Origin of the sequence: Borreliella valaisiana VS116 (assembly GCF_000170955.2) — a bacterium.
GTDB classification, from domain to species: domain Bacteria; phylum Spirochaetota; class Spirochaetia; order Borreliales; family Borreliaceae; genus Borreliella; species Borreliella valaisiana.
Genome location: NZ_ABCY02000001.1, coordinates 876,476 through 891,669, shown reverse-complemented (window position 1 = coordinate 891,669; position 15,194 = coordinate 876,476). Strand labels below are relative to the sequence as shown.

Below are 15,194 nucleotides of genomic sequence, written 5' to 3'. Positions count from 1 at the left end.
CCTCTCTTTTATTTATTACGAGCCACACTGATTTTACCACTAAGCTCTTTTATTTTATCTCTTAAAACAATTGCATCTTCAAACCTTTCATCGTTAACAGCTTCTTCTAAGTCAAATTTAAGCTTATTAATAAGCTTTTTTTTAGATAATCTCTTGCCTGAAATATTTTTTTCAAAATCATAGCTAATGTTTTTATATTTATTGTTAAGTTCTTTTTCTAAAATATTTTGAATCTTCTTAACAATTGTCTTAGGAGTAATATTATTTTTTTTATTATAATCAATCTGAATTTGACGTCTTCTATTAGTCTCCTCAATTGCCTCATGCATAGCTACACTTATTTTGTCGTAATACATTATTACAAGACCATTAGAATTTCTAGCAGCCCTGCCAATTGTTTGTATTAATGAAGTAGTAGATCTCAAAAATCCCACTTTATCAGCATCTAATATTACAACAAGAGATACTTCTGGAATATCCAAACCCTCTCTAAGTAAGTTAATACCAACAATAACATCAATTTCAGATTTTCTAAGCAATGAAATAACTTCTACCCTTTCAAGAGTGTCAAGTTCTGAATGTAAATATTTTGCCTTTACACCAAGAGTTACTAAATATTCAGTTAAATCTTCAGACATTTTTTTTGTCAAAGTAGTAATTAAAACTCGTTCTTTAAGGGCTACTCTTTTTTGAATCTCGCTATAAAGATCTTCCATTTGACCATCAGAATGCCTAGTAATAATTTCGGGATCAACAAGACCTGTAGGACGAATTATTTGATCAACAACCACACTACTCTTTTCATTCTCTTCAAAACCTGGAGTTGCAGAAACAAATACAACCTGATTAATTAATGCATCAAATTCATCATATTTAAGAGGTCTGTTTTCAAGAGCTGCAGGAAGTCTAAATCCAAAGTTAACAAGATTCAATTTTCTAGAATAATCTCCATTATACATTCCTCTAAATTGAGGCAACGTAACATGAGATTCATCTACAAACAATAAGTAATCTTTCGAGAAAAAATCAAAAAGACAATAAGGTCTTCCCATTGTACTTCCACTCAAATATTTAGAATAATTTTCAATGCCCGAGCAAAATCCTGTTTCTCTAAGCATTTCCAAATCATACCCTACCCTCTGCTTAAGTCTCTCGGCTTCTACAAGCTTGCCATTATCTTTAAAATATTGACATTGAAGATCCAAATCATGAGATATTTTGGGTATCGCTTCTAATACATTTTTATAAGGAATTACAAAATAAGATTTAGCAAAAAGAGTAAAACTATTTGTAGTTCCTAAATTTTTTTTAGAAAAGGAAGTAATCCTATATATTTTAACAATTTCATCAAAATCCAAACAAATTCGATAAGCAAACTCTCCATGCTCACTGCTAGGCCAAATTTCAACAATATCTCCCTTAATTGAAAATTTATCTCTCTCTAGATTTATCAAAGTTCTCTCATAATAAAGCTCTACAAAAATATCTGATATTTCTTTAATAGAAATTTTTTGGCCTACAAAAAATTCTCGTGCTGATTTTTTGAAAAAATCTGGAGATCCAAGCGCATAAATTGAAGATACGGTTGCAACAACAATAACATCTCGTCTTTTGGCAAGAGACGTTACCGTCCTTATTCGCTTGATTTCTATCTCAGTATTAATAGTAGCTTCTTTTTCAATAAATAAATCTTTTGAAGGAACATAGGATTCTGGCTGATAATAATCATAATAAGAAACAAAATATTCAACGGCATTGTTTGGAAAAAAATCTTTAAACTCTCTATAAAGCTGTGCTGCTAATGTTTTGTTATGACTGACAACTAAGGCGGGCCTGTTTAGATCTCTAATTATATTTGCAATTGTGAAAGTCTTTCCGCTCCCTGTAACACCTTTTAATGTTTGATACTTATTTCCCAGCAAAATAGAATTTTTAATCTCTTTTATTGCTTTAGGTTGATCACCAGCAGGAAGATATTCTGACTTCAAAAAAAAATCTATCATTAATTTAACGACCAAAATTTAATATACATTCTTATAAATTATCTAATAATAAATTCTATATCAAGTATATAATTCATTATAAATCAATATAATTTAATTAATCTTTGTTTGAAAAAATAAAATAAAAAGGATAATTGATGCAAAAAATAGAAGCTAAAAGAAAATTGGAAAATTACATTCTTCTTGAAGAAGATATATATTTCCAAAAAGAAGCAATAAAAATTCAAAAAACAAATAATGAACCAGAAATTCTAAACAGATTTTACAAAGATCTAGAATTTGGCACTGCTGGAATGAGAGGGATCATTGGAGCTGGAACATGCTACATAAACACGTATAATATAAAAAAAATAAGCCAAGGAATATGTAACTATGTACTTAAAATAAATAAAAACCCCAAAGTTGCAATAAGTTATGATTCAAGATATTTTTCAAAAGAATTTGCTTACAGCGCTGCTCAAATTTTTGCCTCAAATAATTTTGAAACATATATATACAAAAAACTGAGACCTACCCCCCAACTATCTTATACAATAAGAAAATTTGATTGTGATGTTGGTGTTATGATAACAGCAAGTCATAATTCAAAAGAATATAATGGTTACAAAGCATACTGGAAAGGTGGAATCCAAATGATGCCTCCTCATGACACACTAATAACTAATGAAATTAAAAAAGTAAAAAACATAATAAATACAATTACCATAAAAGAAGGTATTGAAAAAAAGATTATCAAAGAACTCGGCAATGAAATAGACAAAGAGTACGTAAAAACAATAAACAAAGAATTCTCTGATTTTGAAAAGAGCAGTAAAAAAACAAACTTAAAAATAGCCTACACGGCACTACATGGAACCGGTGGAACCATAATAAAAAAACTCTTTGAAAATAGTAAAATACAGCTTTTTTTGGAAAAAAGTCAAATAATGCCAAACTCCGAATTTCCAACAATAAAATATCCTAATCCAGAAAAAAAAACATCAATGATTAAAGTAATAGAGCTTGCAAAAAAAGAAGATTGTGACATTGCACTTGCAACAGATCCAGATGCTGACAGAATAGGAATTGCATTTAAAGACCAAAACGAATGGATATTCTTAAACGGAAATCAAATATCATGCATTTTAATGAACTATATACTCTCAAAAGAAATAAATCCTAAAAATACATTTGTAATATCATCGTTTGTAACAACACAAATGCTAGAAAAAATTGCAAAAAAATATGGTTCTCAAATTTTTAGAACTTACACGGGATTTAAATGGATAGGAAGCTTAATTGATGAAATGGAAAAAAATGAACCAAATAAAAAATTTGCTTTTGCATGCGAAGAAAGTCATGGATACCTAATAGGAAAAACAGTTAGAGATAAGGATGCATTTTCAGCAATAAAAGGAATTTGTTCTTTAGTACTTGATTTAAAAGCTAAGCAACAAACAATTAAAAATTATCTTGAAAAAATATATAAAGAATTTGGATATTATGAAGAATTTAATATAGAAAAAAACTTTGAAGGAGCTAACGGAGAAATTCAAAGAGAAGCAATAATGTTAAAGCTGAGAAAAGAACAAAAAATGCAATTCGCAGGAATTAAAATAATTGAAAAATTAGACTATAAAACTCTTAAAAAGATCAACTTCAAAAAAGAAATTTCAGAAATCAAAGAATATAAATATCCTATAAACGCAATAAAATTTATACTTGAAAACGAAATTGCAATAACCGTAAGACCCTCTGGAACAGAACCAAAAATTAAATTTTACATATCTGTAAAACTCGAATATAAGGAAAAACATAAAATATTTGGTATAATAAATGCAATAAAGATGGAGATAAAAAAATATTAACATAACAGAAAATTTAATAAATTTGGTAGAAATAGATTCAAAAGAAATTGCAAGAAAAAATAAAAATAAAGAGGTTTCAATTTGGCACCTATTAATGTCTATAATTACTACTCCCAAAAAATCTGAAATAAAATTCATAGACACCAAAACTCTTAAAAGCATTAAACAAGAAGTTATTTGTGAAATAGATAAATTAGAAAAAATTTTAATAGAAAAAAATGAAATAATGATTCCAAAAATCAATAAAGAAATCTTTACTCTTATAAAAGAAGCTAAAAAGGAGTTTAAATCTAAATCCTTAATAGGATCAAAAGAAATTTTCTATCAAATATTAAAAAACAAAAAACTCCTAAAAAAATATAAACTAAGTAAATCCAGCTTCGACTTTAAAGATCAAAATATATTAGAATACATGGAAAAAAATAAAATAAGATTAATTGAAACCTACAAAGAATTTGATGAAGAAATACGACTTGAAAATGAAAACTTCGAAATCGGAAAGTATGTCAAAAATTTAACAGCACTTGCAAAAGATAAAAAATTAGATCCCCTGATTGGAAGAGAAGAAGAGCTTAAAACTCTTACAAATATACTCTTGAGAAGAAACAAAAATAGCGCAATGCTAATAGGTGAGCCTGGGGTAGGAAAAACAGCAATAGTTGAAGGACTTGCATCAAGCATAGTCCAAAAAAAAATAAGTAGCAAACTACAAGACAAAACAATTTTAATGCTTAAAGTTTCAAATTTGGTATCGGGAACAAAATATAGAGGTGAGTTTGAAGACCGTTTAAACAATATAATTAAGTATATTGAAAAAAATAAAAACACAATAATATTTATTGACGAAATACACACTTTAATAGGAGCTGGGAACTCAGAAGGATCTCTTGATGCATCAAATATATTAAAACCATCACTTTCTAGAGCTGAAATACAAATTATTGGAGCAACTACTTACAATGAATACCGAAAATATATTTCAAAAGACAAAGCATTCGCCAGAAGATTTCAAACAATTACTGTAAGAGAGCCAAATGAAAAAGATACACTAAAAATAATCAAAAATATTGCAAAAAATTTCGAAGACTATCATGGGGTGATCTATGAAAAAAGTGCGCTTACAAATATAGTAAAACTTTCATCCAAATATCTAATAAATAAAAGATTTCCAGATAAAGCAATAGATATAATAGACATTGCCGGTGCAATTAAAAAGGAAGAGCTTACAAAAGACAATATCATAACATCGGATGATATACAAAAAGCAATAAATGAAATACTATCTATTAAAACAGCAAATAACATAAAAGAAGAAATTTTAGAATTAAAAGAAGTAGAGAACAAAATTAATCAAAAAGTGATCGGGCAAAAACATGCAGTAAGCGAATTTATTAAAGAAATTATTAAAGTCAAACTTGGACTCAATGACGATTTCAAACCTCTAACTTCAATATTGTTAATAGGATCAAATGGATGTGGAAAAACTACTCTAACTGATGAACTATCTAAAAAAATTATTAAGGATCAAAATTCAATATTAAAACTAGATATGTCAGATTACAGAGAAGAAAACTCTATTTCAAAATTAATTGGCACAAATCCAGGATACGTGGGCTACTCCGATGGAGGAATTTTAACAAACAAATTAAAAAATTCATTTGAAACTTTAATATTGTTTGAAAACATTGAAAATGCCCACAACTCTATATTAAACTTAATAAGTCAAATGCTTGAAAATGGAGAACTTATTGACAGCAAAGAAGATAAAATACTATTTAAAAACACATTTATAATAATGACTACAAACGTTGGATCTCGAATGCTTCTTGGAGAGAATAATATTGGATTTAACAAAAATCAACAAAAAAACGCAGAAACAAAAAATTTTAAAGAAGAAATAAAGCAAGATCTTGAAAAAAGATTTAAGTTGTCCTTTTTAGACAAAATTCAAAAAAAAATTATCTTAAATGTTCTTACAAAGGACAATGTAGAAGAAATTTGCAAAAACTACTTAAATGCCCTTAAAACAAAATTAAACTCTAAAGGAATTGAAATAGAAATACAAAAAGATATTAACAAATTCATAACCACAAAATACTATAAAAAAAATTCAGGAGCAAGAAGCGTGATTGCTGCAATAAAGGAAAAAATAGAAGAAAATATTATCACCAAAATAGCTGAAAATCAAAACATAAATAAAATAACAATTCATTTAGAAAAAGAAGAAATAATAATAGAATAAAGGAGAATTATAATATTAATATGTTTAAAAAAGTAGAAAACAAAGCAAATTTTCCTAAAATAGAAGAAAAAATATTAAAATTTTGGACTGATAACAAGATCTTTGAAAAATCAATGGAACAAAGAGAAGGGTGTGAAGAATTTACATTTTATGACGGACCACCTTTTGCAACAGGACTTCCTCATTTTGGGCATTTTGTTCCAAACACAATAAAAGACATAATTCCAAGATATCAAACAATGCAAGGTAAATATGTTAAAAGAAATTTTGGATGGGACACTCACGGACTACCCGTCGAATACGAAGTAGAAAAAAAATTGGGAATTTCTGGTAAATACGAAATAGAAAATTATGGCATTGAAAATTTTAACAAAGAATGCAAAAAAATAGTACTCAGATATACAGAAGAATGGAAAAATATAATCTTAAGGCTTGGAAGATGGGTAGATTTTGAAAAAGGCTACAAAACTATGGACATAAGTTTCATGGAATCTGTGTGGTGGGTATTTAAAAATCTTTACAACAAAGGTTTAATATATGAAAGCTATTATGTACTACCCTATTCTCCAAAACTTGCAACTCCGCTTTCAAACTTTGAAGTGAATCTTGGAGAATATAGAGAAGTCAATGACCCATCATTAACAATAAAATTTAAAATCAAAAACAAAAACGAATACTTACTAGCATGGACAACCACCCCTTGGACATTGCCCTCAAACCTTGGAATTGCAGTAGGACAAGAAATAGAATATTCTAAAATTTTTGACAAAATAAAAAAAGAGATTTTAATACTTGGATCAAAAAGGCTTAATAGTTATTATGATGATGAAAATTCATATACTATTATAGAAAAATTTAAAGGAAGCAAGCTTGAAGGAATAGAATATGAACCTATTTTTAACTACTTTTTAGAACAAAAAGATAAAGGAGCTTTTAAGGTTCACACAGCCGATTATGTTACAATTGACGATGGGACAGGAATTGTTCATATTGCTCCTTATGGAGAAGAAGACTATAAAATACTTAAAAAACACACAAATGTAGATATAATAGATCCCTTAGATGCTGAATGTAAATTCACAAATCAAGTAAAAGATTTTAAAGGACTTTTTGTAAAAGATGCTGACAAAAAGATAATAGAAAACCTAAAATTCCGCAATTTTTTATTCAAAAGAGAAAATTATCTACACAGATATCCATTTTGTTACAGAACAAACTGCCCAATTATTTACAGACCAATAAGTTCATGGTTTGTAAATGTAGAAAAAATAAAAACTAAACTCTTAGAAATAAATGAAAAAATTAATTGGATGCCAGCTCATTTAAAAAAAGGAAGATTTGGAAAATGGCTAGAAAATGCAAAGGACTGGGCAATAAGCAGAAACAGATTTTGGGGAAATCCAATTCCAATTTGGATATGTTCAAAAACAGGGAAAAAAATTTGCATTGGATCAAAACAAGAGCTTGAAGAGCTGTCCGGTCAAAAAATCGAAGACTTACACAAAGACACCATAGATAAAATAACCTGGCCAAGCAAAGACGGCGGCACGTTTATCAGAACAAGCGAAGTTCTAGATTGCTGGTTTGAATCTGGAGCAATGCCTTACGCAAGCAATCATTATCCATTCACAAATGAAAGTAATTTTAAAAATGTATTTCCTGCTGACTTTATTGCAGAAGGTCTAGATCAAACAAGGGGATGGTTTTATACTCTTACAATCCTGGGGGCTTCTCTTTTTGAAAGCACAGCATTCAAAAATGTCATTGTAAATGGACTTGTGCTTTCAAGCGATGGAAGAAAAATGTCAAAATCCTTTAAAAATTATACAGACCCAATGAAGGTAATAAACACCTTTGGAGCTGATGCCTTAAGACTTTATTTAATAATGAGCCCTGTAGTCAAGGCTGACGATTTAAAATATAGCGACAATGGGGTAAGAGACGTTCTTAAAAACATAATAATACCCATTTGGAATGCTTATTCCTTTTTCACAACTTATGCAATAATTGATAAATTTAAACCTCCAAAAAATCCCAACTTAGTTAAAAACAACACCCTTGACAAATGGATCATAAGCGAAATTGAAAGCCTAAAAAACACACTAAATAAAGAAATAGACAAATATAATTTAACAAAATCAATAGAATCTTTACTTGAATTTATAGATAAATTAAATAATTGGTATATAAGAAGATCAAGAAGAAGATTTTGGAAATCAGAAAATGATAAAGACAAAAATGACGCCTACGAAACATTATATTATGCAATCAAGACTTTAATGATTTTACTTGCGCCTTTTATTCCATTTATAACAGAAGAGATTTATCAAAATTTAAAAACCGATGAAGACAAACAATCAATACACCTTAACGATTATCCAAAAGCAAATGAAAATTTCATCAACAAAACAATTGAAGAGAAAATAAATCTTGCAAGAAAAATAACTTCAATGGCAAGATCGCTGAGATCATTACATAATATAAAAATACGTATGCCTATTAGTACAATATATATTGTCACAAAAAATCAAAATGAACAAAATATGCTAATAGAAATGCAAGAAATAATATTAGATGAAATAAATGCAAAAGAAATGAAAATAAAATCTAACGAAGAGGAGCTCATAACTTACAAAGCAAAAGCAAACTTTAAAGAACTTGGAAAAAAACTTGGCAAAGATATGAAATTAGTATCTATTGAAATTAGCAAGCTAAAAAATGAAGACATAATAAAAATAATAAATGGAATATCTTACGAAATAAAAGTAGCTAATACAAAGTATTACTTGTCATTAAATGATATAATATTAGAGAGAGAAGAAAAAGATAATTTAAAAGTAATAAATGAAGACTCTATTACAATAGGAATAGACTCACTAATAACACAAGAATTATACTTAGAAGGACTTACAAGAGAATTTGTAAGACAAGTTCAAAATTTAAGAAAAGAAAAAAATTTTGATGTTAGCGATAGAATCAACTTATACATAGAAAATAATGCAACATTGAAAAAAATACTAAATAAATTTGAAAAATATATTAAAACTGAAACATTAACCTTAAATATCATTTCAAACGAAAGTAAGCTAGAGAAAAAAATACACCTTAACGATGACATGTTCACAATAATAGGAATTGAAAAATGTTGAAAATATTAACAAAAATAATTACCATTTTGTGCCTTATTATGGTGGGATGCGCTAGTCTGCCTTACAGCCCTCCAAAGCAAAATCTAAATTACTTAATGGAACTTTTGCCTGATGCAAATTTATATGCCCATGTGAATTTAATTAAAAATAGATCTATTTACAACTCCTTAAGCCCTAAATATAAATCCATTCTAGGACTTATAAGCGATTTATACTTTAGCTATAAAAAAGAAAATAACGACTTTGCTCTACTGGTAATGGGCAATTTCCCAAAAGATATTTTCTGGGGAATTCATAAAAATAGAAATACAGAATCAATAGGCAATATACTTACAAATCCAAAATGGAAACTCAAAAATTCAAACATATACATTACCCCAAACAGAGCTAGAACCAGTATTACAATAAACCAAAAAGATAAAACCTTAAAAGACAACAATATACTAACAACAAAATATACTAAAGAAATAGAAAAAAATGAAATGTTTTTTTGGATTCAAGATTCAGCATTACTGCTTCCAGACCAAATAGTAAGTAGTAAAAATTTAATCCCTTTTAGCAGTGGGACCTTGTCTATAAACAGCCTAAATCAAAATGAATATATTTTCAAATCTTTGATCAAAACAAACAACCCATCAATAGTAAAAATATTGTCAAAAAAGTTAATTCCAACTGTCTTAGCAAACACAACTAATCTTGCAATATCAAGTCACATAAAAGCCACAATAAAAGACCCAAATACAGTAGAAATAGAATTTAATATTCAAAAATCTAGTGTTGAAAACTTTATAGCAAAACTAGCTTCAAATATTCAAACTTAAAAATTCTTACCAACCCTTAAAAAAAGACATTATTTTGCTTTTTGCAAGTAAAATAATGATACAAAGCTCCAATTTTACCAGATTCATTATTAAATTTAGTAGGCTCAAGTGTTACAAGATTTTTTATATTATTATTATTAATAAAAGCCATTTCTAAAGACCATAAATTTTCTAATTTTTCATATATTCTATCTATTAAATCAGGCCTTGCACTTATTCCTCCTCCAATCAAAATTTTTTCAGGATTTAAAATAAAAGTTAAATTAAAGATACCAAATGATAAATTCTCAAAAAATCTGTCAACTTCATTTTTTGCATGAATATTTCCATTCTCAGCAAGATCAAAAACACACTCTCCTGAAATCTCTTTTAAAGGCTTCTCCAAGCGCATAGCAACTCTTTTCCTTAAGGCTAAAACAGAAGAAATGGATTCCCATCTACAATTAAAAGGAATATTATTGCTAATACCTCTAGTAATCATAAATCCAACTTCTCCAGACATAAAAGAACTTCCTCTTAAAAGTTTGCCATTTGTAAAAATTCCAGCACCAATTCCTGTGCCAAGAGTTATAGCAATAAAATCATTAGAATCAACAGCATTACCCTTAAATTTTTCTGCTAAGGCTACACAATTAGCATCATTTTCAATCTCTGTATTTATTCCGGTTAAAGATTCTAATCTTTCTTTTAAAGGATAATTAACAAAGCCAGAAATAGCATTTACTCTAATAACATTTCCCTGAAGATCAACAAACCCAGGAATACAAATTGCAACCCCCGCTATATCGCTTGATTCTTTGTAAGAATTAATAAGGTTAACTAAAATATTTACTTGTTCGTCAGAAGTAGCACCTGTACTTATTTCATTTTTATCAAAAAAAACACCGCTTGAATCTGCTAGCGAATACTTGGTACTAGTTCCACCAACATCAATTGCTAAATAACGTTTCATATTTATCCTTAAAAGCTAATTGTACATAAATGATCATAAATTTTCCATAGCAATATAAGAAATTTTAGAAATCTTGTTTATAACTATTTGTGCTTTAATTATCTCCTTCAAATAAGATACATGAGAAATTATGCCAATTTGTCGTCCGGTCATTATTTGAAACTTCGAAAGCTTAGGCATAACTTGAGCCAAAGTATCTTCATCAAGATTGCCAAACCCTTCATCTAGAAAAAAAGCTTCTATTTTTAACTCACTATCCCTTATTTTATCAGATAAAGCTAAAGACAAAGCTAAAGATACAAGAAATTTTTCACCCCCAGACAAAGTTTTTACCGTTCTTATTTTATTAACATCTTTTTTGTCTTCAATTAAAAAATCAAATTCTTTGCTCTCATTGTTAGTTTTAAGCTCAAAATCAGGAAAAATCCATCTTAAATACTTCTCATTTGCCAGCCTTAAAATATCATTAATTAAAAAGGTTTGAACATAATATTTTAATCCAGAAGATCTAATAACCACCTTCCTTAAAACATCTAGCTTATCTTTCCTTTCTTTAGCAAGATTTAATTCTCCTCTTAACATCTCTAAATTAATTTTTTGTTGATCAATCTTTTTTTGAAGAGTTTGAAAATTTAAAAGCTTTATTTTATACTTTTCGATCTCTCTAGATAAAAATTCAAGCTTAGAACTAATTGACAAGCTCAATTTTTGCAAGAATTGCAGACTATTCTTATTAATGTGTTCCAAAACGGTTTCTGATTCAAAAGAAAATGAACTTAAAAAAACACTTTTTAAAGTTGAAACTATATTAATAAAACTATTTTGCTCTTCATTTAATCTCGCTTTTAAAGTCAATATAGATTTCTTTATAAATTTAATTTGGGTTTCGGTTTTAATTTTTAAATCTTCTAAATTTTTAAGATTCAAAATAAGCGTATTCCATTCATTTTCTACACTTTTCTGCCTAACCAAAATAACATTAAATTCTTTTTCCAAAGAAGAATGATCGTTAAAACTTAAATTTAAATTAAGTTTTAATAATAAACTTTTAATCTTTAAAAGATTTTGATCAAACTCTTTATTTTTTAAAGAAATCTCAATTTTTAAATCTTTTTTCCTAACCTTAAATTGTTCAAGCTTTTCCAATTTATTTTCAAATGCTAAAATTTTTTCTCTGTCAAAATAATTTATGTATTTATCAAATAAATTTTTTCCAATCAATCTTAAAATTTCAGCATTATTTTTTTCAAACTCCAAAGCATTAATTTCTTGTTTAGATATTTCTTCTTGCCTGCAAGATAACTGATATTTAAGCTCATCAATTTGACTTTGTAATAAATGAAGTTTTGAATTTAAAATGTAAAGCTCTTTTAAACTACAAACTGATAATTTATCTTTATGTTGATAATTTTTATATTCAGCCTCAATATATTTTAGTTTCTTTTTATCATTCTCAATAGAAAAATTTTTATCATTAAGACACTTTAACAGCTCTTTATACAAATCAATCTTAATATTATTTTTTTTTTTATTTTCACTAAAACTTTCTTTGCCAGCAGATTTCAATAAAAATTCCAACTTATCTCTATATTTTGAAATCAACTCATCGTTAAAAGTTTGAAATAATTTCAATGCTTGATAGTAAACGTATTTGTCAAAATCAAAATTAGATTTTTCAGACGAAATACTTTTAATCTCATCATTTTTTTTAATTTGAGACTTCAATAATTCTTTTTTTTCATCCTCAAGACTATTTTTCCTTAAAAGCAAGCTTTGATAATCATTCTCAACAAACTTCAAATTAAAAATATTGCAATTTTTATTATAAAGTTCTTTAACATAATTAAAATTAAAATTATTACTATCCAAATCTTCAATTTCTTTTAAATTATTTATCACTTTTGAAAGTTCTAAATCAAGTAATCTGTTATCATTAAATAATTCGCCTTGCATAGCAACAAGATTTTTCAAATTCCAAAAATCCGAACACAAATAAATTTTTCGATCCAAATCCAAATTTTCTTTTAATTTATTTTGAAAAGCATAATCCATCTCTAAAGAATTCTGATATTCAATCTGAGAAGATAATTGATTCTCTAAAGAAGATATTTCAATTTCTAAACCTAAATATCTCTCATTAGACACTATTGCCTGATTACATAAAAAAATGGCTCTTTTAATATTTTCAAGATCAATTTCTAATCGATCAATATCAACTAAATCCAAATAATCCTTAAGAGATTTATACTCTCTCTCATCATAATCAAGAATTGACTTTTCATAAGATTCAGAATTTAATAATTTATCTATACTAAACTTTGTACGCTCAAAGTCACTTTTTAAATAAAATTCCAAATTATCATATTTTTTCAAATTAAAAATATTATCAATTATTGCAGTTTTCTCTTTAGGAGTTGATGTTAAAAATTCTTGAAAATTACCTTGTGGCAAAATTACAGTTTGACAAAATTGATTAAAGTCTAATCGACAAAGACTTTTAATATAATCTAAAACATCAGCTCGACCCTCAATAATCCTATTGTCAAAAAAACAACTAAGCAACATACTCTTAGGGGTCTCTATATTTTTTACATTAAGCTCAACAAAAGATTCATAAATCTTCCCAGAAATAGTAAATGTTAATTTAACATAAGCACTGGTCTCGCCTTTCGATATAATATCTACAATTTTTTTCCCAAGCCTATAAACACGAGCATACAGCGCCAAAGTTATGCAATCTAAAATAGTACTTTTGCCTGATCCAGTATTGCCAGAAATTAAAAAAATACCTGATTGCCTTAAAAAAAGCGTATCGAAATTTAATTCGTGCTCTCCTTTATAAGAAGCAATATTTTTAAATATGAGCTTATTTATCCTCATATTCGCCTAAATATCCTTTTTTTAAAACCTCGTTAAAAAGAGAAATAAGCTCTTCTTCCTTAAATTTTATATCTTTAATAACACCGTTCTCAAAATCTCGTCTTAACTTTTTCTCAAAAAAATATTTTTCATCCATTTCAAGCACTTCAAGTTCTCCAATAAAGCTGGAATCTTCTTGAAAATGCTGGCTTGAGAGTAAAGAATAAGAAATAGAAACTAAATTCATAAAATTAAGCCTTGCTAAATTATAAATGGTTTCCTCAGCACTAGTATCAATAGCCTCATTAAGTTCAATTTTTAAATAAATAGTAAAAGACTCTTCTTTTTTAACATTAGTTAAAAAATCAAGAACTTCATTTAAAGAACCTTTAACAAAGATTAATTTATTAAAAACCGGGACTGAAAATGCTTCTTGTAAGATCAATTTATTATCATTAAAATGTAAAACATTTACATATTTATCATGAGTCTCATTAAATGAATATTGCATAGGAGATCCTGAATAAACAATATTCTCCCTTAGTTTCATAAATTTATGAACATGTCCAAGAGCAACATAAGAAAAACCATTTCCAAAAACATTAAAAGGGACAATATAACTACCTCCCAAAGTATCAATCTTTTTACTACTGCCAAAAAAAGAATGCGCCATTAATATTTTGGGAATTCCTTTATACTTATTTTCTAATAGATTATATAAACTTGATATCTTTTTTCTGTAAGCATTCTCTAAGTTTTCAAGAAATAGCTTACTAGAAGACTGATCTTCTAATTCAAAAACATTGTCAAAATTTTGCCCTAAAACAAGCCTTTCATTTATATGTGGAAGACAAACAACAATAAACTTAAGATCCCCATTATCTTTTAAGAAAACTATTTGCTCATCAGAATCATATTCCGTTATTAAAAAAAAATTAAACCGTGAAAGAAGTTTTTTATTGATACTTAAATAATCTTTTTTATCATGATTTCCAGAAATAACCACACACCACTTACAAGAAGTAAAAGAAAGCTCGTAAAAAAAATTATTCACCAATCTTTGCTCTTCAAATCCAGGCCTCTTGGAATCATAAACATCTCCAGCAACAAGTAAAAGATCTATCTTTTCTTTTTTAAGAAATTCCAAAAGAAAAGATAAAAAATTTTTCTGTTCCTTAAGTATTGAAAAATTTTCAATTTTTTTCCCAATATGCCAATCTGAAGTGTGCAGAATTTTATAATTGTTCACAAAAATACTCTCATTTTTTTTTAATTCTTAAATTATGTTTATATATTATAATACAATATATAAACATAAGGA

General features: G+C 27.4%; 8 protein-coding genes. 4 read left to right on the top strand and 4 right to left on the bottom strand.

Annotated elements, in window-relative coordinates; translation table 11 throughout:
- Nucleotides 1–8: 8 nt before the first annotated feature.
- Nucleotides 9–2,003, bottom strand: a complete 1,995-nt coding sequence (uvrB, locus tag BVAVS116_RS04200; RefSeq protein ID WP_006068670.1) for an excinuclease ABC subunit UvrB — start codon at nt 2,001–2,003, stop codon at nt 9–11.
- A 137-nt stretch (nt 2,004–2,140) separates the two neighbouring features.
- Here uvrB and BVAVS116_RS04195 point away from each other — a divergent pair, with 137 nt between their 5' ends.
- Genes BVAVS116_RS04195 through BVAVS116_RS04180 form a run of 4 tightly spaced genes read left to right on the top strand, consistent with a single transcriptional unit; the run spans nt 2,141 to nt 10,062 of the window.
- On the top strand, nt 2,141–3,850 hold the full coding sequence (locus tag BVAVS116_RS04195) for a phospho-sugar mutase (RefSeq protein ID WP_006068600.1): 1,710 nt from the start codon (nt 2,141–2,143) through the stop codon (nt 3,848–3,850).
- 22 nt (nt 3,851–3,872) lie between these two features.
- On the top strand, nt 3,873–6,092 hold the full coding sequence (locus BVAVS116_RS04190) for an AAA family ATPase (RefSeq protein ID WP_006068954.1): 2,220 nt from the start codon (nt 3,873–3,875) through the stop codon (nt 6,090–6,092).
- A gap of 20 nt (nt 6,093–6,112) precedes the next feature.
- Nucleotides 6,113–9,241 (top strand): isoleucine--tRNA ligase, encoded by a 3,129-nt coding sequence (gene ileS / locus BVAVS116_RS04185; RefSeq protein WP_006068840.1) that lies wholly within the window; start codon nt 6,113–6,115, stop codon nt 9,239–9,241.
- Complete coding sequence (locus BVAVS116_RS04180) at nt 9,235–10,062, top strand: hypothetical protein (RefSeq protein ID WP_006068272.1); 828 nt, start codon at nt 9,235–9,237, stop codon at nt 10,060–10,062. Before ileS ends, BVAVS116_RS04180 begins: the two co-directional genes overlap by 7 nt.
- Before the next feature lie 16 nt (nt 10,063–10,078).
- Here the strand turns inward: BVAVS116_RS04180 and BVAVS116_RS04175 are convergent, their stop codons facing one another.
- The 3 genes from BVAVS116_RS04175 to BVAVS116_RS04165 are packed head-to-tail and all read right to left on the bottom strand — an operon-like array spanning nt 10,079 to nt 15,122.
- Entirely contained in the window at nt 10,079–11,014 is a 936-nt protein-coding gene (locus BVAVS116_RS04175) for an ROK family protein (protein ID WP_006068504.1), read from the bottom strand.
- A gap of 33 nt (nt 11,015–11,047) precedes the next feature.
- Nucleotides 11,048–13,894 carry an AAA family ATPase gene (locus BVAVS116_RS04170; protein ID WP_006068867.1) on the bottom strand — a complete coding sequence of 949 codons (2,847 nt, stop codon included), beginning with the start codon at nt 13,892–13,894 and terminating at the stop codon, nt 11,048–11,050.
- Complete coding sequence (locus BVAVS116_RS04165; protein ID WP_006068365.1) at nt 13,881–15,122, bottom strand: exonuclease SbcCD subunit D; 1,242 nt, start codon at nt 15,120–15,122, stop codon at nt 13,881–13,883. Before BVAVS116_RS04165 ends, BVAVS116_RS04170 begins: the two co-directional genes overlap by 14 nt.
- Nucleotides 15,123–15,194 lie beyond the last annotated feature (72 nt).